The sequence below is a fragment of the Oscillospiraceae bacterium MB08-C2-2 genome, assembly GCA_035621215.1.
GTDB lineage: Bacteria > Bacillota > Clostridia > Oscillospirales > Ruminococcaceae > WRAV01.
In genome coordinates, this window is sequence record CP141729.1 from 2,604,829 (window position 1) to 2,625,011 (window position 20,183).

The window sequence follows — 20,183 nt, forward strand, 5'->3', positions numbered from 1 at the left end:
AACCTCCCATCATAGATGAATTTGTGGCGCATGGTCATCCCGCTTGTGACCCTGCGCCTGCTTTTTCTCCTGTAGCTTCCGTCTGCGCTTGCGGTCGATTTGACCGGCAGCGATTCCTGCGGTTCTGCGATAATCCTCCCGGAACAGATTTTCCAGCCGGTGCATGAGCCGGGTGGTAGCCAACAACACCGAGGGATTGCGATAACTGCCTATGTTGTCAATCAGGTACTGTGCGTAAATATTGCCCTGCGCCGCAGACATCCCCAGCCAGTAAAGACTCTTTTCCTTGTCACGGGGAACCTCATCGTCATAAAAATACAGCTTACCAAGAGCATACTGAGCAAACTGATTTCCCTGTTCGGCAGAATCTGTCAGCCATCGGATAGCGGTTTCCACATTCCTTGGGACATCTTCCCCTTGGAGATAGAGCTTACCGAGCTGGTAAGCCGCAAACTCATTTTTCTTCTCTGCTGATAAGGTGAACAGTCGGATTGCCGCACCGACATTCTTGGGAACGCCATCACCGGTAAGATACAGTTTCGCCAAGGCATATTGGGCGTAAGTATTGCCAAGGTTAGAGGAGAGAGTGAACCACTTGACCGCTTCCGTAACATTCTTCGGGATATCCATACCGGCGAGATAGAGTTTGCCAAGCTGATAGGCGGCGTACTCGTTTTTCTGTTCTGCGGCGGCAGTGAACATGGCCACGGCCTTTTGAATGTCTTTCTCCACATGATTGCCATCCCGGTACAGCTTACCGAGAGCATACTGCGCTCCGGCGTTTCCAGCATCCGCTGCTTTGGTCATCCAAGCCACCGCCTGCGCAGGGTTTCCTATACTGGTTTCCAGACACACCTTGCCCAGCAAATATTGGGCATTCACATTTCCAAGCTGTGCCGATTTCTCCAGATAGGAAACCGCAGCCTGCACATCCTTATCCGCACCGGTTCCTGTATAGAGCATCTGACCGAGGCGATATTGCAGCTTGTCATCATGACTGTCCTTTTCCAGACGATAAAATCCGATAAAGGCAGCCTTGAAATGCTCATTGGAAGTAGGGGCATCCACCGGTGCGCCAACACCATCACGATACATTTTGGCAAGCTCATAATCCGCATAGGGGTTTCCCTGATCGGCAGACAGCGTATAGAGCCAGAGCGCTTGTGCATAATCCTGCGGAACACCCTGACCACGGTAATACAAACAGCCGAGGGAGTATTGGGCGTACTTGTGATTTTTTTCCACCGCCTCCTGAAACCATGAAGCTGCCTGCCCATAGTCCTGATCAGTTCCGAGACCGGCGGCATACATTTTTCCAATTCGGTATTCCAAATAGGGCTTGGGCTTTTCTGTATCTGCGGATAAAAAGGCGGACAGCGCTTTTTCATACCATTCGTGTGCGGCCTGTAAATCAATTTCACGACCCAAGCCATCGGCGAACATTCTGCCGAGGTCGTGCATAGCAAGGGCATTGCCGGATTCTGCTTCCAGCAGGAACAAGCTGTATGCCTTGTCAAAGTCCTGCGGCACATCCTCGCTGCCGTAGAGATATTTTCTCGCCAGTTTGTATTGCTTGCTCCACTCGGCACGAAAGACGATATCGGCAGGCTCCATGAAGGTTTCCTCCTGCTCACCATACGTAGGCTCCGGCAGCTCCGGTTCCGGTGCATCTTCATCCTCAAATGAAACATGGTGACCACCCAGCTTTAACGCGTCGGCGATCACCATATTTTTGATACTTTTAAATTGTTTCTGCTGAGAGAGCGGAGGAAGGGGCGGCAGCTTATTCATGTAAGTCTTGAGGATTTCATTCTGCCAGTCGTTCCATGCCCGGTACAGCTTATCAATCCGTTCCTCCTTGGCAAGCTCATCCACAATGCGGTCGATGATGGCTTTCACATCTGCCTTGAGGTAACCATAGACCTTTTTGCCGCCGGTATTTTGAAGCCGCCGAGCCAACAGTAGCAGATCTGCTTCAATAGCTTTGTTTTTACAGACACGATCCTGCACCTGTGAAAGCAGCTCTGCCATCACCTCGGCAGCACCCTGCTTAAGCTGGCTGCGGGCTTCGTTTTGATGCTCATAAATGTGAGCGAAGTCCTGACGGAAAATATCATGCGCCAGCTCCGAGCGCATGGCTTCAATGGCAGGCTCGGTAAGGAATCCGTCATTGTCTTTGGCAGAGTAAACCATGAGATGCACATGGGGATGATGGCTTTCATTGTGAAAGGCAGCGTACCAGCACAGATTCTCGCTGTCGATTTTCATATGCTTGCAGAGCATTGCTTTTTTGCTGCGGAGCAAATCCTGCCACTGCTTTCCGCTGTCGTATCCGAGCCTTGCGGCATCCTCCCGGCGCAGGCTGATGACATGAGTCCAGACAGCACCCTTGTGCTTGCACACATCCTCCTGCACCTGAGCCAGCACCACCGGAACGCCTGCATCGGTGAACAGACCATGCTCACCAATCCGCTCCACACGGGGACGGCCTGCGATATAATCCACATAATTTTCACGCTTGCCAATGAGGTTCAGGTTCTGTTCCAAGGCAAGGGAGATAAATTCAGTAGCGTTGCCGATGGCGGGGCTTTCGCAGTAATCGGCATACTCCAGCATATCCTTGGCAGAAGGAATGTCACGGATGAGCTGATTGATGAGCTGCTGCTGTTTGACCGTAGCCGGTAGCAACAGCTTGCTCACGTCAATCTTTTCCACACCCTCACGGGTTCCGATGTACTTCACATAGTTTTCAAGCTGGGCTGGCGGGACATCCCGCATATATTGCGAGGTGAAGATAATTTTAGGCATGGCGGCCTCCTTTCTGTGTTTCGGACAAAAGAAAAGAGGAAACTACACCAAAGCAGCTTCCTCTTTACATTTATATTTCTATAATTGATATATCAAAGACTAGTTGTATAGCCTTTTAAATTCATCAATTGCATAGCTATCTGTCATTCCAGCAATATGATCGCAAATCACACGCATTAGTTTTAATTTACTAATCTTGTCCTTGAAAGCAGGTGATTTTCTAAAACTCTCAAATTTTGTACGGACTGCTCCTTCTCCATTTGATGTAATTGCTCTAATCGCCGACTCTTTTGATTTATATTTGTCTACATCAATTAAGTATTGAATAATGGAATGATTGGGCAGTTGCTGTGGATTGGTATAATAAGCTTGGAAAAGTTTTCTGATGATATACTGCCCTTTTGTATTCATTCGTTGGACAACAAGAGAATTATGAACTTTGGTACCTATAGTTTGTGAGTATTTCCTTAGCAAAGTAAAAATTTTTGATTCTTCTCCATAAGAATCGTAGGAAATAGCCTTTGATATTTCTGGTTCTGTCGGGGAATGTGCAATAAAAAAATCATTGATGTTATCTTTGTTTAACTGATATTTTTCTTGAATTTTTAATAGATTCATTAAGCTTTTTTCTATAATGCGATTAACAAGAGTGTTAACAACAACCCGTGATAAAGAAACTACAAAGCTTTCATCATCCATGATAGCATTTTTCATTCTCAAAAAGAGCTCTCGGTCATTGGAATCCATAATTGAAAAAATATTATCCTTTACGGTTTTACATACCTCTTTACGTGACATAGCATTCCCACGTATGGCATCTTCTAAATCATGGTGCAATTGAGCAATTTCATCTGCTTCGGCCACTACAAATGCCTCAAAAGACCACGCTACCTTTCCCTCGTATCCTTTTATAGCATAGCATTTTTGATACTGTTCATATGCATCGGGTTTTAAGTGTTTTACAGATATTCGATTTTTCTTGTATTCATATGACGAATGTCTCTGTAGCCCCCATAAAGTGTAATTGGTTAAATCCAATCCGTAGTCACCATAAATATTTTCAAGTGCAACAGAAATTCGTACGCTTTGAAAATTATGCTTAAACCCTAAGAAACCTACACACTCCGCATCCTCATCATTATACGGTGTATCATTAACTAATTGACTTTTATTTGGTACCATTATTTCATGGAGGACTTGCTCACCTGCATGTCCAAACGGAGTGTGTCCAATATCATGTCCCAATGCGATAGCTTCTGTGAGATCTCGATCCAATCCTAATGCTTGCGAAATAGTTGCAGCAATTTGAGAAACCTCTAGTGTATGAGTTAAACGAGTTCGCTGATGATCATCAGAACCGGATAAATATATTTGCGTTTTGCCCGACAGTCGCCTAAAAGCCCTTGAATATAACACTCTATCTCTGTCACGCATAAACATAGTACGATATTTCTGCGCCACATTATCTTTATCTGAAGAACGTTGCGCCAACTCTGTAGGGGCAGCAAAAAGCTTCTTATTTAAAAATTCAAAATTCATATACTGCCTCCATGTTCACTCTTTTAATGTAATAAATATTTTACGTTTAGGATATTATACCACTTTCTTAAACAAAATTCACCATGAATGTGTAAATTATGTAAAACAACCTCCGCTCCCGCAGAGGCCGTCCACCTATGTTCTTACAGCGCACCGAGCTTTTTAAACAGCTCCACGCAGTCCTTTGCGCCCTGCACATAGAGGTGCTGACATTCGTGATCGGCAATCAAATTAGTTTTCTCAAAGTAATCGGTGAGAATTTTCTGCTGATCCTCCGGCAGTGATTTTACAATTTCACGAGCCTGCGAGCTGAGAACCTTTACCTCAGAATAGAGCTGCAGCTCACTGTCATCCAGAGTATCCTTACGCTTTTCAATTGCGGCTTCTGTCAGCTCACGGATTGTCATTTCAAAGATTTCACTTTTGTCCATCGCATTTTCATCTCCTTTCGCAACACACCATAAACGAATGTATTTCTATAGTCCATATCCAAAAGAAACAAATTTATCTTACCATTTTAGGTTCGCCGCTTTTGATAGTTATATGCGTCCTCGAAATCAACTGCACCGTTGATCCGTTTGACTTCCTCCACACATTTTAAGTGTAAGCTTTGGAGTGCCTGCTCGTCAACCGCATGGGTATACGCCACCACATGAGAGAGCTTGGAAAGCTCTGTGGCGATTTTGAAATCCATTCTGGCCAGACGGTTTTCCGTATCCCGGATGGTGCTGACGAGGACAGAGGAGAAGCTCTGCAGCAGATAGTTTTCGATTTTCTGCGAGGTGAGATACCCGCAGTAAAACTTCAGCGCCTCAGTGACAAACTCGTTTCGAGATTTCACATTAGCCTGCTCCAGCAGCTTATCGCACCGATCCAGCACTTCCTTTTCGATATAAAAGCCGGTGCGGACTTTTTTCGATTCCTTTGCCATAGTGCCTCCTTTTCTCTGTGAATTCTGCCCCGGTATGCAGTGTAAGCCCCGGAAAAGCCCGGTTTTCCTTGCCTTTTTCTGAAACCAGCATAACAAATCAGGACTTCGGGCAGAAAGTTATGTCACTTCGGAATCCCCGAACGGCTTTGCCGGTCGGTGTTTTTCGGATTTATGCTGCCAAAGCAGCATAAACCCTTTAACCTGCACCACTTTCGACCCTACCGAAATGCCCTCATTCTGAGGATTTATCGCCGCATCCGGGGCTTTCTCACATTCTCTCCACACGGGCGCAACGTGGGCGATACGATGTTAATGGGTATCAGGATGCCACCACGCCTGCCAAAAGGTCACACAGGGCAACACCGCCGCTCACACGCCCGGACTGCGTTTCTGCCTACGCCAGCCTATTGTCAGAGCCACCAGTCGCAGCAGGGCGAACCGGTCTTTTGGGTTTTGCAGCGGCCTCACGGGAGAGCTTATCGTCAATGTACTCACGGGTGGCCTGTGGAACGTGCTTTTCATAGAGCTTCTGGATGGTATCCTCCAGCTCCGTCTGCAAATCCGTATCCTTTTTGCTCATGTGGTAGGTCAGGGCATCCAGCTTTTCGCTGTCAAAGCTGATGGTAATTGTTGCTTTTTTCATGATACTTTCCTCCATTTTATTATTTCATTTGGGGTGACTGTAAGGGGGTATCGCCCTCTTGCGTGACCCATTTTTCATAATCTGATACCGGACAGTACCCGGCAAGCATGGACGAGAATTCCTCCAAGCGGGAGGGCTTTACCTTGTCCAGCTCCATCTGCAAACCGTAGTAGCCGTTGTAAATCTTGACCACCTCAGCATCCAAAACATCAGCCCAAGCCGCTTTCCCGTCATCGGTCAGGGTATTCTCATCCAGCTCCACGATGGTGGCAGGCTGTACCTCCACATCCTTGTGCAGCAGATGGATATCCTCCCAATGTAGATGAAGCAAATCTTTCAGTCTGCTGACCTGAGAGGATGCTTCCGGCAGCTGCTCCGCTTCCTCCGGGTGACCTCCATACTGCGGACAGAAATCGAGGTAATAGCACACGTCGATGCCGCTGTCGCCCAGCTCAACATTTGCCACTTCTTTACGCTCATGGAGCATATCCAGCAAGGTATCCGTACTGTTAAAATCATGCTCAAAGCCGGTTTGCTGTGCCAGCTCATCAAAGCTAATGATCCAGTTGCCCTCGGTCGTATTCTGCGTTCCGGTGGTCACGATGTAGTCCGCTGTGGCTGTCATCAGCTCGTTGAGGTGCTGCAATGCCGGAGAGGTAAGAGCGGAAATGTTGGGGACATAGGAGGCATACCGGCAGTAGCCATAGCTCTCTGATTCCACCAGCAGTCCGTCATTTCTGCCCTCGCCGGTAAGCAGCAGGCAGTGATACACACCTTTGCTGTCACAGTGCATCTGCTCCATATTTTCCTGAATAAAGTTATAATCCCTCATAGGTTTTTGCAGCATAGCTTCAAAAACTTCAGCGGGAAGCCGAATGGTTTTTGATACCTCAAAGCTCCGCAGATCGAAATCCGAGGGCTTTCTTTCAAAGATTGCTTTCATATTACGCCGCCTCCTTTACGGCAAAAACTGTCTTGGATTCACTTTCTTACCGCCGATGCGCACCTCCAGATGGAGGTGGTTTCCGGTGCTTCGCCCGGTGCTGCCCACGGCTGCGATCACATCGCCCTGCTGCACTGTTTGCCCGGAACGAACATATACCTTGGAGCAGTGACCGTATAAAGTGACCATGCCATCTCCATGATCAATAACCACATGGTAACCATAGCCGCTGCTGCCAGAGTCTTTTACATAGCTGACCACACCGGTGCGGGCGGCATGTATCGGTGTTCCTTTTGGTGCGCCCATGTCGAGGCCGGAATGACCCTCGCCGCCACCGCCGCCGAACGGATTCGACCTCCAACCGAATTCTGAGGTGACCATGCTGCGCCAGTTTGCTCCAAGGGGGCTGGCAAAATCACCGCCGCCAGTGTAAATCTCACCGTCAAATACATCACCAGACCATTCATCCTCTCCGATGCTTCCATCTCTCGGCAGACCGTGTCCATAAAGCACACGGCTGTAAATCTGAGCGGCATTTACTTTGTTTTCCTCTGTAATTATTCTGGAGAGGGAGCTTTCAAGATTTGCATATATCTCATTCAGATCGGTAATGGGAACAGCTACCGTATAGGTTTCTTCCGTTTCATTGCCGTTCTCATTGGTGACGATGCGGGTGCGTTCCTCATACCGGACGAAGCAATCCGCAAAGGCTCGGTAATCGGATGCATTCATCCGCAGATTTTCAGCGCCGAAATACAGAGAATAAAAAATGGATTTCATGCGGGTGCTGTCGATGCTACCGCTTTCGATCATGAGAGTAATCGCAGACACAGCTTCATCCAGATCAGAGAAGCTGTCCCGCATATCCTCGATGTACTGCCGGTACTCCGCTGGCACCTGCGAGGAAATGCTGCCGCCGTGAAAGCTCAAATCCACAGCGGAATTGTTGTGGTCTGCGGTACCGGACAGCAGGCTCATGATCATAACGATGATTAAAATAAATGGGGTGAGAATGGCGGCGATGACCACACCTGCCGCTTTCCATGTCCGTTTGTCGGTGGCTGCAGCGATTGCCGCTTTCACCGCAAGAGTGATGGTTGCCGGGTCTGCCATAGAAGCATCACATCCTTTCTATTGACAAAGCGCAACCTATTGCGTATAATAAAATGCAATAGGTTGCGCTTTTTAGATGAGGGAGTATCAAAATGAAAATACCAGAGAATAAACAATATGTCCTGTTTGGCGGCGCTTTTGTATTAGCGAATAAATTGCAGCTGGTGGCTGATAAAAAGACGCACGGACTTTCTACAAAGCAGTGGTTTTTGCTGCGTAATTTAAGCGATTTGCCCGCCGATCCACCTCCCACCATCACTATGCTGGCGAAGGAAACCGACACCTCACGGCAGAATGTCAGCAAGATGCTGGAGGTGCTGCAGCGGCAGGGCTATGTGGCGTTGCAGAACAATGCGGAAGACCATCGCAGTCAAAGTGTTGTGCTGACGGAGTCAGGCGCACAGGTACTACGGCAGGTTGCACAGGAGGCCGTCCCTTTTTTCACCGAACTGTTTTCCGGTATCAGCGAGGAAGAGTGCGCAGTATCCGCCGATGTGGTGATAAAACTTATTGATAATCTCTGCAAAATGCAGGAGGAGATGGAATGACACAAAAGAAGAGAAAATCGATAATATCCATTGTCGCCGTCATTGTGCTGGGACTTACAGCCCTTGTGTTTTTAAATTTACCGAAGCCAGTAACGGCATCGGATGCGTCATTTGATCTAGCACAAATTGCGGATGGTACTTATTCGGGCAGTTGTGACAATGGTCTTGTAAAGGTGCGTGTGGAGGTACTCGTAAAAAACCATGCCATTGTAGAGGTGCGACTTCTGGAGCATGATAATGGCTTGGGCAGCACCGCAGAGATTATTACCGACATGGTCATACAACGGCAAAGCGTAGAGGTTGATGCGATATCCGGGGCAACCATAAGCTCAAAAACAATATTGAAAGCCGTTGAAAACGCTTTATCGGAAGGATGGAAAACGAAATGAATACAGCAGTCATCTATAAATCTCACTATGGTTCCACCGAGATCTATGCCAAGTGGCTTGCGAAGGACTTGGACGCTGATTTGCTTCAAGCCGAACAAGTAAAACCAGCTGATTTGCAAAAATATCAAACCATCGTCTATGGCGGCGGACTCTATGCCGGTGGTGTGAACGGCATCGCCCTGCTGACAAAAAACTTTGAGCTTATTAAAGACAAGGCTCTCTACCTGTTTACTGTAGGAGCGGCTGATGTAACCGACCCGGAGAACCTAAAAAACATTCGAAGTGCCTTAGAGCAAAAGTTGCCTCCTGCCATGCGGGAAAAGTTACACATATACCATCTTCGGGGTGGGATGCGCTATTCTAACATGAGCTTTGTTCACCGCACGATGATGAGTATGATGGTGAAAATGCTGCGAAAGAAACCGGAAAGTGAACTCCGCGCAGAGGATAAAATGATGCTGGAAACCTATGGGCAGGATATTGATTTCACGGATCGAGCGGCCATTGTCCCTCTGGTAACAGACATCAGAGCGGGTGCAAAATCGCAATAATTTCACCACCATTTCTGTTCCCAAAGGCTGAACTGCGCATTTTCTGCAGTCTGCTGCTCCTGCGCCAGCCTGATGGATTTCTCCACCGCCTGATCCAAAAAATCCGTATCAAATCCTGCGGTTTCATAGCCCTCGGCGATGGTGTGGAGATAAAAATCGGAGGGTGCGCCGAACTCCCTGCCGTCATTCATGATATAGACCATCGCATTTACCAGCTTACCGTTCAGCTCTACCTCCAGCATTTCCTTGCGGTAAAAATTCGGATAGCCCTCATAACGGTCGAGGGAAAGCTCATCCTGCGGCCTGATCTTCCATAGAAGCACAGGCACGGAGCTGCCCTCCAGCGGCTCAATGGTAGCAACGGCACCACGGCTGCCGCCACGAAACAGCAGCTCATATCCTTTGACCTCGCTGGCTCCCACCACCTTGGCGGTGGGGCAGCGGAATGCCATCTGCGGCAGATGAAGATTGCTGCCGTAGGCAATGTATAAGCGGTTCTTTGTCATATTTCCTCCTAACATTCACACAAATTTACATATGCATAGTAAAAGCCGGGGCATCTTCTGCCTCGGCTTCGGTTGCTTCTGGAGCGGTCGGCGGGGTTTCCTGCCGTGCCTGTTCCAGTTCTTTTTCTTTTTTCTGCCGCATCCGTTCCTTTTGCTTTTCTGCCTGTGCGGGATCACGCCAAGCAATGCAGCCGTCCAAATTCTTCAGCAGATGCTCACGGGCGGTCTTAAATTCATCCCCAATCAGCCCCAAGCGTAGCAGCCAAGTGCGAAAGGTGTACTTTTCATTGGTGGTCTGTGTCTTGGTGCGGCTGGCACAGCGTTGATTGAGCGCCTGTGCGGATATGGCCATGCACAGCTGAATGTAGGCCTTGATCTTTCCGGCGTGAGTGGTTCCGTTGAACAAACGGAACTCCACCGTTCCTTTCTGGAACACAGAGTGAAGATTCAAACAATGGTACCGGCTGTCATCGTAGTGGATATTGCTGCGGCTCTCGCCGTTGTACCAGATCCGACCGACCTGATCCAGTGTCCGAGGCTTTCTGCGGTTGAGTTCCTCCAGAAACCGATTGTCCACCGGCTTGCACCAGCGGTGCTGTCTGGCCACCGACACCTGCAGCGCCTTGTAGATCAAATCCTCCTTGGCGGCCATGATATTGGTGATGTTCCGCAGGGTATTGGCATCAAAGGGAGAAGCATCCACATGAACATGGATGCCGCAGGAACTGTTGGAGATGGCACCAGCTTCCCGGAGCTTGCGTACCAGCTCCTGTACTTCCTCTATGTCCTCCCAGCGGCAGATGGGGCTGACCATCTCGGTTTTGTATTCTGCTGAGGCCGCTACGGTCTGTCTACCATTTTTTCTCTCCGGAGTAATACTGGCATCACTCATGAATTTCCACTTGCGGCCTTGGGCATCGATAGCGGCGTAGGTGTCGTAGTAGCTGCCGTCATACACAGCTGTTGTGCCGAAATAGGCGGCGGCAATATCAGCGGCAGCCTTGCGGGTAACGCCCGTCAGTTCAACCTCAATGCCGAAGCGCTGGGCTTTCATGTCCATTTTTTCTTTCACCTCCCATTAACGGCCACCCGCCTTTCCAAACAGCTTTGCCTTATGCTCCGGGGCATTGACCATCAGGTTGTAACGCTCGTTTCCGCATTTGTAGAGGCACACGCCACGCTGCGGGTAACGGATCAGGTTGTACTCGCTCTGCTCCAGCTGGAGGGTGTCGATATAAAACTTCGCATCAATATTCCCGGCGTTAAACAGGAACTGATGGGTCGGGATGCTGAACAGGGGCTTGGTGTACTCCCGAATACCCTCAATATTAAAGTCCTCCAGATTCTGCGAGGCGATAATCACCGCCGAATCCTTTTTCCGCACACGTTTGGAGAAGTTGCGGACATATTCCACGGCGGTGAGGTTGGTCAGGAACAGATAGAATTCATCAATGCTGGCGGCAGTGTTGCCGTTGGTCAGAAGCTCGTTGCTCATGTAGGATAAAATGTTGAACAGTAGGGCATTTTTCAGACTCTTGCTGGCCTGCAGCAGTCCTTTCACACCAAAGGTCACAAAGCTGGAATCGGTGATGTTGGTGTGTCCATCAAAGAACTTCGACTCCGCACCCTTGCAGATAGAGTGCAGCCCCAACAGGATATTCTGCAAAAGCTCTGCGGTATAGAGCTGGCGGCTACTTTCATCAAAGGCCTTGTATTCTTCCTCAATCAGACCATACAGGTCTGACAAAATGGGATAGTCCTTGGCGGTCAGGCGGTCGAACTTGGTGCTGTCGCTGATGCCGAACTTGTCATACAGCTTCTGCAGCATGATTTCGATAGTGTCGATCTCCCGATCGGAAAAGTCCTTGTATGTCCTGAAAAAATCCTTGAGAAAGGAAATATGCTGACTGAGCTTGCTGCTGATGCGGAAGGTCTGCGGTGCATCCTTATCCTCCGGGCTGCCGTTTTCATCCCATGTTTTCGGCTCCAGCACATTGATGATGAATTCCCCGGACATAAGGTCGATGAAGCAGCCGCCAAGGTTGTTGGTCAGATCCTCGTACTCCATTTCTGGATCGAGGGCGCACACATTCATGCCGGATTCTCTCAAATTGCACAGGATGAGCTTGAGCAAATACGACTTGCCCTGACCGCTGTTGCCGAGAATGAGAATGTTGGCGTTGGTCTTGTCATCGGCTCGCTTATTAAAATCCACCAGCACATTACTGCCGAACTTATCCCGCCCCACATAAAAGCCATTGCCGTCTGTTTTGCCCGAATAGTTGAAGGGATAGAGGTTCGCCACAGAGCTTGCCGGGAGAACACGCTCGAACTGGTCACGAAACACATTAAAGCCGCTGGGCATCACGCACTGGAAGCCTTGCTGCTGACGTAGCATCAGTCTGTCCACGTTGAGCTTGGAGCGGATGAGCTCGGTCATGACTTCCGTCTGCAACAGCTTCAGTTGATCCAGATCATGCGCCGAAAGCTCAATGTACACAGCCGAGTGGATGAAGGGTTCCCGGTTCCGGTGTGCCTGTGCCACAATGGTCGCCACATCCTGCAGATTGCTTTCGGCCATGACCGTCTGCTGCAAATCATTGGTATTGGATTTGCTCAGTCGGTTTTTGTTGGCGGCGTTGCTGATGATTTTCTTTTCCTCCACCGGCGTGACATGGCGGGTATAGATGCGCAGGGTCACGCTATCCTTTTCTCCCAAGTGCCGGAGGATGGCCTGTTCCTCGGTGGCGGTGGGGTACTCCCGCAGCGCCCACACACAGCGGTAGGTGTTGCCGCAGATGAAGTGATCGGTGTTGAATTTAATTACCGAAGGGGCGATCATATCCAGAAACTCTTGGATTCTGGCATCTTCCTGTGGCGGTGATTGGTTTTTTCTTTTTCTTGCCATCGGCGTTTTTTCCTTTCTGTTTTTGATTTTGGGTATAGCAAAAGCCGCCACATTGCGTGACGGCTTGAGAAAATATAGTGATTATAAATACTGATATTGCTGATATCTTCAATTTTACACAAAATTTCATATTGACGCTTTTCGATTTGGCGCATATAATAGTCATATCGAAGAATATAGATGTGAGGTGTTAATATGGAAAACTACTTAGAAAATACCAAAGTGTTTAAGGCGCTGGGTGACCCCAAAAGAGCTATGATTGTTGATATGCTCTCTTGCGGAGAGCTTTGCGCCTGCATGATTTTAGAGAAATTTGAAATGTCCCAATCGACTCTTTCCCATCACATGAAGCTCCTGTGTGAATGTGGCCTTGTCAAAGGCCGTAACGAGGGCAAATGGACGTATTATTCTTTGGACGAGGAAGCTATCAGCAAAACAAAGCAGTTTTTCTGCTCCATCACCTCTGACAAGGAAAACTGTATCTGTAAAGAAGATACAGGCTGCTGCAAAGGATGTGATGGCAATGAGTAAGGAGAAGAATACCGGTATCGGCTTCTTTGAAAAATACCTGACAATTTGGGTACTTATCTGTATGGCGGCGGGAATTTTAATCGGTAAGTTTTTGTCGGGTATTCCTGAATTCTTAAGCCGCTTTGAGTATGCGCAAATATCCATTCCCATTGCCGTTCTCATTTGGGTGATGATTTACCCCATGATGATGAAAGTGGATTTTCAGTCTATCAAAAACGTCCGTAAGAATCCGCAGGGGCTTCTGATATCCAGCGGAACCAGCTGGCTGATTAAGCCGTTTTTAATGTTTGGCCTTGCCTCCTTCTTTTTTTACGTTGTTTTCAAGGCGCTCATACCAACTGAACTCGCGCAAAGCTATGTCGCCGGAGCCGTCTTGCTGGGTGCAGCCCCCTGTACCGCAATGGTGTTTGTTTGGAGCAATCTGACCAAAGGCGATCCTGCCCATACCTTAGTGCAGGTAGCCGTCAACGACCTGATTATCCTCGTTGCGTTTGTTCCCATCGTATCCTTTCTGCTGGGTGTAACAAATATCTTTGTGCCGTGGGATACGCTGATTCTTTCCATTGTTTTGTTTGTTGTTGTTCCACTTGTGGGTGGTTTTCTTACCCGATATTTCATGGTAAAGAACAAAGGCGAAGAATATTTTACACAAAGGTTTATTCCTAAGTTTGATAATGTGACAACCGTTGGGCTTCTCCTGACATTGGTGATCATCTTTTCTTTCCAAGGAGATGCCATACTGGAAAATCCCCTGCATGTTCTTTTAATTGCTGTCCCGCTGATACTGCAAAACGTCCTCACTGCCGCCTTTGCCTATTGGATGTGCAAAGTGACAAAACAACCCCATAATGTTGCAGCTCCTGCCGCACTCATTGGTGCCTCGGATTTTTTTGAACTATCGGTAGCTGTTGCGATTGCACTTTTCGGGCCGACTTCCCCGGTGGTGCTGGTCTGTACCGTTGGCGTTCTGACAGAAGTGCCGGTCATGCTCTTACTTGTGAGGTTTGTGAATAAAACGAAACACTGGTTTACCAACCCTAATACCGTACATTAAATTATTGGGTTTTACGGCTTGATACTAAAAAATAAATTATTAAGGAGTGTTATCCTATGAAAAAAATGCAAATATTTGAACCAGCCATGTGCTGTGACACCGGCCTTTGCGGTGTGAGTGTTGACCCGGAACTGCTTCGCATTTCTACGGTTTTGAATGCACTGAAAAAGAATGGAGTGGCAGTTGACCGCTTTAATCTAAGCAGTGCGCCAATGGCCTTTGTCAATAACAAAATGATCAACGACTTTATCAATGAAAAGGGTGTTGAGGAGCTGCCTGCTGTTGTGATCGATGAAAATATTGTGATGACTGGCCGCTATCCGACCAACGAGGAGCTTGTTTCTCTGCTGGAGGTTCCCGCAAGCTATTTGACCGAAACAAAATCCATGAAGCAAGGCGGTTGTGGCTGCTCTGGCGGGAATTGCTGCTAAGCAGGAAAGGAGATTCCTCAATGCAATTTTTTGACCCACACAAAATCACCTTAACAAAATACCTGTTTTACACAGGCAAAGGCGGTGTCGGGAAAACATCTGTTGCGTGTGCGACAGCGGTAAATCTTGCGGACAGCGGCAAAAGGGTTCTTCTTGTCAGCACAGACCCGGCATCCAATTTGCAGGATGTGTTTAATACCCCGCTTTCAGGGAGAGTAATCCCTATTGCAGAAGTACACAATCTGGATGTGGCAAACCTTGACCCCATACAGGCGGCGGCAGAATACAGGGAAAGCGTAATTGCTCCCTATCGTGGTAAGCTGCCGGAATCAGTCCTCGCCAATATGGAAGAGCAACTTTCCGGTTCCTGTACGGTGGAAATCGCCGCTTTCAATGAATTTTCTAACTTCATTACCAATAAAGACTTAGTGCAAAAATACGACCATATTCTGTTTGACACCGCACCGACAGGGCATACCCTTAGAATGCTCCAGCTTCCCTCTGCATGGAGTAATTTCATCAGCGAAAGTACGCATGGGGCTTCTTGCTTAGGGCAATTATCCGGGCTTGAAAGCAAAAAGGAAATGTATAAAATGGCGATGGAAACACTGGCAGACGGCTTACAAACAACCTTAATCCTTGTAACCCGACCTGAAACAGCTCCACTCAAGGAAATAGAGAGGGCTTCTCACGAATTGGCGGAGCTTGGTGTACGCAATCAGTCTATGGTAATCAATGGCGTATTGGCAGATTATGATGATACCATCTCACAGAGCCTTTACGATAAACAGCAAAAAGCCCTTGTGAATATACCAAAATCGTTAGAGGAAATCCAAGCCTACATGATTCCCTTACGGGCTTATAATATTACCGGCATAGAGAATGTCAGGTCACTGCTAACAAAGGACAGCTATGTCATCCGTGATGAAACCATCAAAGCAAAGAGCATTCCTCAGCTAAAGGATGTAATTGATGACTTATATCATAGCGGTAAAAAAGTCATTTTCACAATGGGCAAGGGAGGTGTTGGCAAAACCACACTTGCCGCCGCTATCGCTTTAGGGCTTTCCGAAAAAGGCGAAAAGGTGCATCTAACCACCACCGACCCGGCAGCACACTTAAAATTTGTTCTCGATGAAAACAGCGGCATTACCATGAGCCATATTGACGAGCATGCGGAGCTGGCACGATATCAGGAGGAAGTATTATCAAAGGCAAGGGAAACCATGTCGGAAGAAGATATTGCCTATATTGAGGAAGATTTACGTTCTCCCTGCACACAGGAAATAGCCGTATTCCGAGCCTTTGCGGAAGTAGTGGAGCGTGCCGAAAATGAAATTGTTGTCATTGATACCGCCCCCACAGGACATACACTTTTGCTTTTGGATTCTACTTTGAGCTATCACAAAGAGGTTCAGAGGACACAGGGCAATATCCCGGATTCCGTGAAAAAGCTGCTGCCACGTTTGCGAAGTGCTGAAACAGAGGTCATTATTGTAACCTTACCGGAGGCCACTCCGGTTTATGAGGCACTGCGGCTGGAAGAGGATTTGAAGCGAGCCAATATCTCTGCAAAGTGGTGGATTGTGAATTCTTCTCTTTATCATACAAAAACAACAAACGCCCTGTTAGCTGCAAAAGCCAGTAATGAAATTCCGTGGATCAACAGGATAGCAGAACACACAAAAAGCAATTTTGCTTTAATTGCTTGGAGTGCAGATGATATTAAGGGCGATAAGCTGCGAGAGCTATAGGAGGACTTTTATGAATAAGGAAGTAAACAAACCCAAAGTAGCATTTATTTGTGTTCACAACTCTTGCCGCAGTCAAATTGCAGAAGCCCTTGGCAAGCACCTCGCCGCCGATGTGTTTGAAAGCTATTCTGCCGGAACAGAAACAAAGCCGCAAATTAATCAGGACGCTGTTCGGTTAATGAAGCGGCTCTATGGTATTGACATGGAAAAAACACAGCGTTCCAAGCTGCTTTCGGAAATCCCTCCAGTGGATATTGTTATCACAATGGGCTGTAATGTTCAGTGTCCTTTTTTACCCTGCAAGCACCGGGAGGATTGGGGGCTTGACGATCCGACCGGAAAAAGTAATGATGAGTTCATTGCCGTTATACACGACATTGACCAGCGTATAAAAACGCTTAAAACAAGAATCGAAACAGGTTCCCTTTAAGGAATAACAGAAAAACATTTTACTGCGTACAGGATAGCTACATAGATAAGCTATCCTGTACGTTTTTTTACTCATTCAAGATAACCCACCGCTCACCATCGAAATCCTCGAACTTTTCAGTCGTGACGTTCTGCTCAAAATAAACGGCAAGGATACGCTTGATATCCTCCTTGTCCGCTCGCTTTACGGAAAAGCCCTGTTCTTTCAAGGATTTCTCAATGCGGGACAGGTACGGAAACACCTCTTTTTCCTTTTCTTTCCGCAGGCGGATCAGGATTAAAAACTCCCTTGCGGTGGCCATCTGCACCTGTATCCGGTCAAGGAAGGACAGGTCTTTTTCGAGGAGCTTTCGCACCACAGGATTCTGCTCCTGCTCCATGCGGATGCGGAGAAACCGCTTGTTGTCCTCGAAGTTTTCCCGGCTGTTTAAGCACAAAATCTCGATTTCGGCGATTCCTTTGAGAACAGTCATCAAAGCATAAATGCGGGTGCTGATGCTGGCCTCGGACAGCACCGATATATTGCTGGGCTTGATAATGAAATACACCAGTTCTCCATGCCCATAGGTCTGCAGGCTGTATTCGGTGATTTCTTTGGTGCCGATAAGCTGCCGGGTGGAGGCTCGCTGTTTTGCCTCCTGTTTTGCTTTTTTACTCACTTGGCGTGTACCTCCATTCATAGAACTGCTGCTTGGCAATAAAAAAGGCACAGGCATACCGAAGAAAATCCAAAATGCTTGTGTCCTCAAAGCGGATGGTTAAAAAGGCATAGACGGCGGTCAGCACGATGGGCGGCACAAAGCCCAGCTGGGAAACCGCAAGCACAGAGAGAAGCAGCGCCACGCCGATGATGCCGATGTCCTGCAGCTGCCACAGCCATAGGGTTGCTTTTGCTCTTAAGTGATCGGGGTAAATATACATAGGCCGCCTCCTTACATCCGCATGGAAAAACCGGAGCTTTGATTCAGCGACCGTTCCATTTCTTTTGCGGCATAATGCACATTGGGGGAATAACAGGACTCGTTCAGCTGCTTGGCATAGCGTTCAGCCTGTTCCATCGACTCAAACTCCATCGGCTTACCGCCATGCTTGCACCAGCTTTGGGCGGCTCCGCACACCGAACCGGCGCTGCGCATCGCCCACACACCATATTTCTTTTCCATCGCAAAACCTCCTTGGATTTGTTCTGCGGATATCTCCCGGACAGGGATACCCAGCTTTTGTGCTTCCTTAAGCTCCATCGCCATGCCGGTGGAAATTCGGCTGCCGCAAAGCCACAGCTCATCGCAGGCCTCCAGTACACGATACCCCATGCGAAGACCGACTTCTCTCTGGACGGGATCATGGTCGTCCAGAAACTGCGGGTACAAAAGATGGACAGCTACCGGAGTACAATCCTGTTCCATTGCATAGCGGCAGGCCGCTTTTGCAAATTCCACATTCTTTTGTATGTCACCGGCATAGGGTGAGGCAATATAGACCAGCTTATTCTCATTCATTTCGCCACCGCCTGTACTACTGTTTTGGTCATATTTACCGCAGTCTGCGCCGCATACACGGTACTCATGAGGTTGGCTTTCGTACTGGTGTCCAGTCCGAACTGTCCGGCAATGCGGGGAATTTCTCCTGCTGCCAGCATCAAGCCAAGCCCCAGCAGGGCATGGTCTTTGACCACCATGAGTCCGGCAATCAGCACCGTTGCCTGTAAGAATGCCGTTAGGCACAGCCCGATGACCTGTTTGCACCATGAAACAAAGCCGTCAATGTACCCACGGGGAACACTGAACATATATAGGCTCCCCACGGCAATCTGGATGAGGAGAATACCGCCTCGCTTCAGGTTGGCGAAGAACACTTTAATGACCGCATAGCCCATCAGTATCAGTATAAAAATCATCATAATCGGGCTGGTGATGGCTTTCAGACCGCCGAACACACTGCTGGTCATGGCCTGCTCCAGATTCCCCGCATCCTGTAACGATGCGATGATGCCTTGGGCTACTGTGCCGAAGTCGGTTCCGAGTCCGGTAATCCCGGCAGTGAAACTGCCCTGCAGAGACACCGACAGCTTATACAGCTCCACCGGTACCGTGGTGAACAGCCCCACGGCCATAAAGCCTTTGATGGCATTGAGGGCGGTATCCTTGATGCTGCCTCTGCCGGACTGTGATTCAATTCCGCATTCAAAGGCAGCTACCACAAGACCGACACCGTAAAGCGCCCACGCCAGATAGGAAAAGAACAGCACAATGGACTGCACCCAGCTCATTTCGAACAGGTCAGCGCCCATGTTTCCCATCTGCATAAAAAAGTCGCCGAGGAAGCCCACGATTTGACCGTAGATCCAATCCACAATCTGACCGAGGACAGTGTCGGCGACAAAATCCCATATGAACATTTAAATTTCACCTCTTTCATAACTGCCGCTTTCTCCCACACCGGCCAGCTTTTTTTCCCTGATTTATGACTTGACAATTAGTCCTTTCAGAGCTTTAATACCACACAACGGAGGCCGCCGAAATAATGTTAAAGGAGGTACTTGTGTGGCAGATTACAAAAAGCTCTACTATAAAATGTTTAACGCAGCAACCGATGCCGAGAAGCTCATTTCTCAGGCTGCTTGTATCATGCGCACTGCCCAGCAGGAGTGCGAGGAAACATATATGAATGCAGATGAGACCCCGCTGCGTCTGGCGGATAAGCCAGAGGAATAACCCTCCGCTACATCCCCAGCACCTGCCAGATGTATAAGGGAGCTGTTAGCGTGAACACCAAGCAGGCAAACAGGATTGCCGGAGCCGCCCATTCCATCTGGCCATGTTTGCGATATTCAAAATAACATGTGCCTAACTTGGCAAAGAAGAACACGGCAAGAATCAGGTCGATGGCGGGAAACACCACCTTATTGACCACGGTTTTGATCTGCTGGGAGGCCGTTGTCCACGTTCCCTCAATGGCTCCGGCTACATCCCCGGTTCCTGCTGCATAGACCGTTGTACTGAACATCAGGCACAGCAGTAAGCTTACGCACAGGAGCATTGCAATTCGTTTCGATTTCATTGATTTTCCACCTTTCATCATAGGGTTGAAAAAAGCAAGACCGCA

Annotated in this window: 24 protein-coding genes; 9 read left to right on the forward strand and 15 right to left on the reverse strand. The window is 48.3% G+C overall.

All coding sequences use genetic code 11. From position 1 onward, the window contains the following. Positions 1–9: 9 nt before the first annotated feature. The 7 genes from mobP3 to U6B65_11725 all read right to left on the reverse strand — a co-directional run bounded on the left by mobP3 (position 10) and on the right by U6B65_11725 (position 7,977). The gene (gene mobP3 / locus U6B65_11695; GenBank protein ID WRS26985.1) at positions 10–2,808 is read right to left on the reverse strand and encodes a MobP3 family relaxase; all 2,799 of its coding nucleotides are present in this window, start codon (positions 2,806–2,808) and stop codon (positions 10–12) included. A 99-nt stretch (positions 2,809–2,907) separates the two neighbouring features. Next, complete coding sequence (gene dgt / locus U6B65_11700) at positions 2,908–4,347, reverse strand: dNTP triphosphohydrolase (GenBank protein ID WRS26986.1); 1,440 nt, start codon at positions 4,345–4,347, stop codon at positions 2,908–2,910. A gap of 143 nt (positions 4,348–4,490) precedes the next feature. Then, the gene (locus U6B65_11705) at positions 4,491–4,778 is read right to left on the reverse strand and encodes a hypothetical protein (GenBank protein ID WRS26987.1); all 288 of its coding nucleotides are present in this window, start codon (positions 4,776–4,778) and stop codon (positions 4,491–4,493) included. Positions 4,779–4,864: 86 nt separating this feature from the next. After that, complete coding sequence (locus U6B65_11710) at positions 4,865–5,278, reverse strand: hypothetical protein (GenBank protein ID WRS26988.1); 414 nt, start codon at positions 5,276–5,278, stop codon at positions 4,865–4,867. A 394-nt stretch (positions 5,279–5,672) separates the two neighbouring features. Beyond that, the gene (locus U6B65_11715) at positions 5,673–5,921 is read right to left on the reverse strand and encodes a DUF6103 family protein (protein ID WRS26989.1); all 249 of its coding nucleotides are present in this window, start codon (positions 5,919–5,921) and stop codon (positions 5,673–5,675) included. Positions 5,922–5,940: 19 nt separating this feature from the next. Beyond that, positions 5,941–6,864, reverse strand: a complete 924-nt coding sequence (locus U6B65_11720; protein ID WRS26990.1) for a DUF6329 domain-containing protein — start codon at positions 6,862–6,864, stop codon at positions 5,941–5,943. 15 nt (positions 6,865–6,879) lie between these two features. Further along, positions 6,880–7,977 carry a M23 family metallopeptidase gene (locus tag U6B65_11725; GenBank protein ID WRS26991.1) on the reverse strand — a complete coding sequence of 366 codons (1,098 nt, stop codon included), beginning with the start codon at positions 7,975–7,977 and terminating at the stop codon, positions 6,880–6,882. A gap of 92 nt (positions 7,978–8,069) precedes the next feature. On the opposite strand from U6B65_11725, the gene U6B65_11730 reads away from it, so the two are divergent. From U6B65_11730 to U6B65_11740, 3 genes are read left to right on the forward strand one after another with little or no spacing between them, the layout of a single operon-like run. Next, positions 8,070–8,525 carry a MarR family transcriptional regulator gene (locus tag U6B65_11730; protein WRS26992.1) on the forward strand — a complete coding sequence of 152 codons (456 nt, stop codon included), beginning with the start codon at positions 8,070–8,072 and terminating at the stop codon, positions 8,523–8,525. After that, positions 8,522–8,914: an FMN-binding protein gene (locus tag U6B65_11735; protein WRS26993.1), complete on the forward strand. Its 393-nt coding sequence runs from the start codon at positions 8,522–8,524 to the stop codon at positions 8,912–8,914. The genes U6B65_11730 and U6B65_11735 overlap by 4 nt, the downstream gene beginning before the upstream one ends. Further along, positions 8,911–9,465, forward strand: coding sequence for a flavodoxin domain-containing protein (locus tag U6B65_11740; GenBank protein ID WRS26994.1), 555 nt, complete (start codon positions 8,911–8,913; stop codon positions 9,463–9,465). Before U6B65_11735 ends, U6B65_11740 begins: the two co-directional genes overlap by 4 nt. Positions 9,466–9,467: 2 nt before the next feature. Here U6B65_11740 and U6B65_11745 read toward each other — a convergent pair whose 3' ends face one another. From U6B65_11745 to U6B65_11755, 3 genes are read right to left on the reverse strand one after another with little or no spacing between them, the layout of a single operon-like run. Further along, positions 9,468–9,971, reverse strand: a complete 504-nt coding sequence (locus U6B65_11745; protein WRS26995.1) for a gamma-glutamylcyclotransferase family protein — start codon at positions 9,969–9,971, stop codon at positions 9,468–9,470. Positions 9,972–9,996: 25 nt separating this feature from the next. Next, positions 9,997–11,031, reverse strand: coding sequence for an amidoligase family protein (locus tag U6B65_11750; protein WRS26996.1), 1,035 nt, complete (start codon positions 11,029–11,031; stop codon positions 9,997–9,999). An 18-nt stretch (positions 11,032–11,049) separates the two neighbouring features. Next, a complete protein-coding gene (locus tag U6B65_11755; protein ID WRS26997.1) occupies positions 11,050–12,879 on the reverse strand; it encodes a DUF87 domain-containing protein in 1,830 nt (609 codons plus the stop codon). Between the two features lie 195 nt (positions 12,880–13,074). On the opposite strand from U6B65_11755, the gene U6B65_11760 reads away from it, so the two are divergent. Genes U6B65_11760 through U6B65_11780 form a run of 5 tightly spaced genes read left to right on the forward strand, consistent with a single transcriptional unit; the run spans position 13,075 to position 17,079 of the window. Continuing rightward, on the forward strand, positions 13,075–13,410 hold the full coding sequence (locus U6B65_11760; protein ID WRS26998.1) for a metalloregulator ArsR/SmtB family transcription factor: 336 nt from the start codon (positions 13,075–13,077) through the stop codon (positions 13,408–13,410). Continuing rightward, a complete protein-coding gene (gene arsB / locus U6B65_11765; GenBank protein WRS26999.1) occupies positions 13,403–14,464 on the forward strand; it encodes an ACR3 family arsenite efflux transporter in 1,062 nt (353 codons plus the stop codon). Before U6B65_11760 ends, arsB begins: the two co-directional genes overlap by 8 nt. A 56-nt stretch (positions 14,465–14,520) precedes the next feature. After that, on the forward strand, positions 14,521–14,895 hold the full coding sequence (arsD, locus tag U6B65_11770) for an arsenite efflux transporter metallochaperone ArsD (GenBank protein WRS27000.1): 375 nt from the start codon (positions 14,521–14,523) through the stop codon (positions 14,893–14,895). A gap of 20 nt (positions 14,896–14,915) precedes the next feature. Then, complete coding sequence (gene arsA / locus U6B65_11775; protein WRS27001.1) at positions 14,916–16,649, forward strand: arsenical pump-driving ATPase; 1,734 nt, start codon at positions 14,916–14,918, stop codon at positions 16,647–16,649. A gap of 10 nt (positions 16,650–16,659) precedes the next feature. Further along, positions 16,660–17,079, forward strand: coding sequence for an arsenate reductase ArsC (locus U6B65_11780; protein ID WRS27002.1), 420 nt, complete (start codon positions 16,660–16,662; stop codon positions 17,077–17,079). 67 nt (positions 17,080–17,146) lie between these two features. Here U6B65_11780 and U6B65_11785 read toward each other — a convergent pair whose 3' ends face one another. Genes U6B65_11785 through U6B65_11800 form a run of 4 tightly spaced genes read right to left on the reverse strand, consistent with a single transcriptional unit; the run spans position 17,147 to position 19,476 of the window. Next, positions 17,147–17,737: a hypothetical protein gene (locus U6B65_11785; GenBank protein WRS27003.1), complete on the reverse strand. Its 591-nt coding sequence runs from the start codon at positions 17,735–17,737 to the stop codon at positions 17,147–17,149. Beyond that, entirely contained in the window at positions 17,730–17,999 is a 270-nt protein-coding gene (locus U6B65_11790; GenBank protein ID WRS27004.1) for a hypothetical protein, read from the reverse strand. The genes U6B65_11785 and U6B65_11790 overlap by 8 nt, the downstream gene beginning before the upstream one ends. An 11-nt stretch (positions 18,000–18,010) precedes the next feature. After that, on the reverse strand, positions 18,011–18,577 hold the full coding sequence (locus U6B65_11795) for a DUF4406 domain-containing protein (protein ID WRS27005.1): 567 nt from the start codon (positions 18,575–18,577) through the stop codon (positions 18,011–18,013). Further along, positions 18,574–19,476, reverse strand: a complete 903-nt coding sequence (locus tag U6B65_11800) for a conjugal transfer protein TrbL family protein (GenBank protein ID WRS27006.1) — start codon at positions 19,474–19,476, stop codon at positions 18,574–18,576. Before U6B65_11800 ends, U6B65_11795 begins: the two co-directional genes overlap by 4 nt. A 145-nt stretch (positions 19,477–19,621) precedes the next feature. On the opposite strand from U6B65_11800, the gene U6B65_11805 reads away from it, so the two are divergent. Then, a complete protein-coding gene (locus U6B65_11805; protein WRS27007.1) occupies positions 19,622–19,792 on the forward strand; it encodes a hypothetical protein in 171 nt (56 codons plus the stop codon). A gap of 7 nt (positions 19,793–19,799) precedes the next feature. Here U6B65_11805 and U6B65_11810 read toward each other — a convergent pair whose 3' ends face one another. Next, on the reverse strand, positions 19,800–20,138 hold the full coding sequence (locus U6B65_11810; GenBank protein ID WRS27008.1) for a DUF3852 domain-containing protein: 339 nt from the start codon (positions 20,136–20,138) through the stop codon (positions 19,800–19,802). Positions 20,139–20,183: the final 45 nt, after the last annotated feature.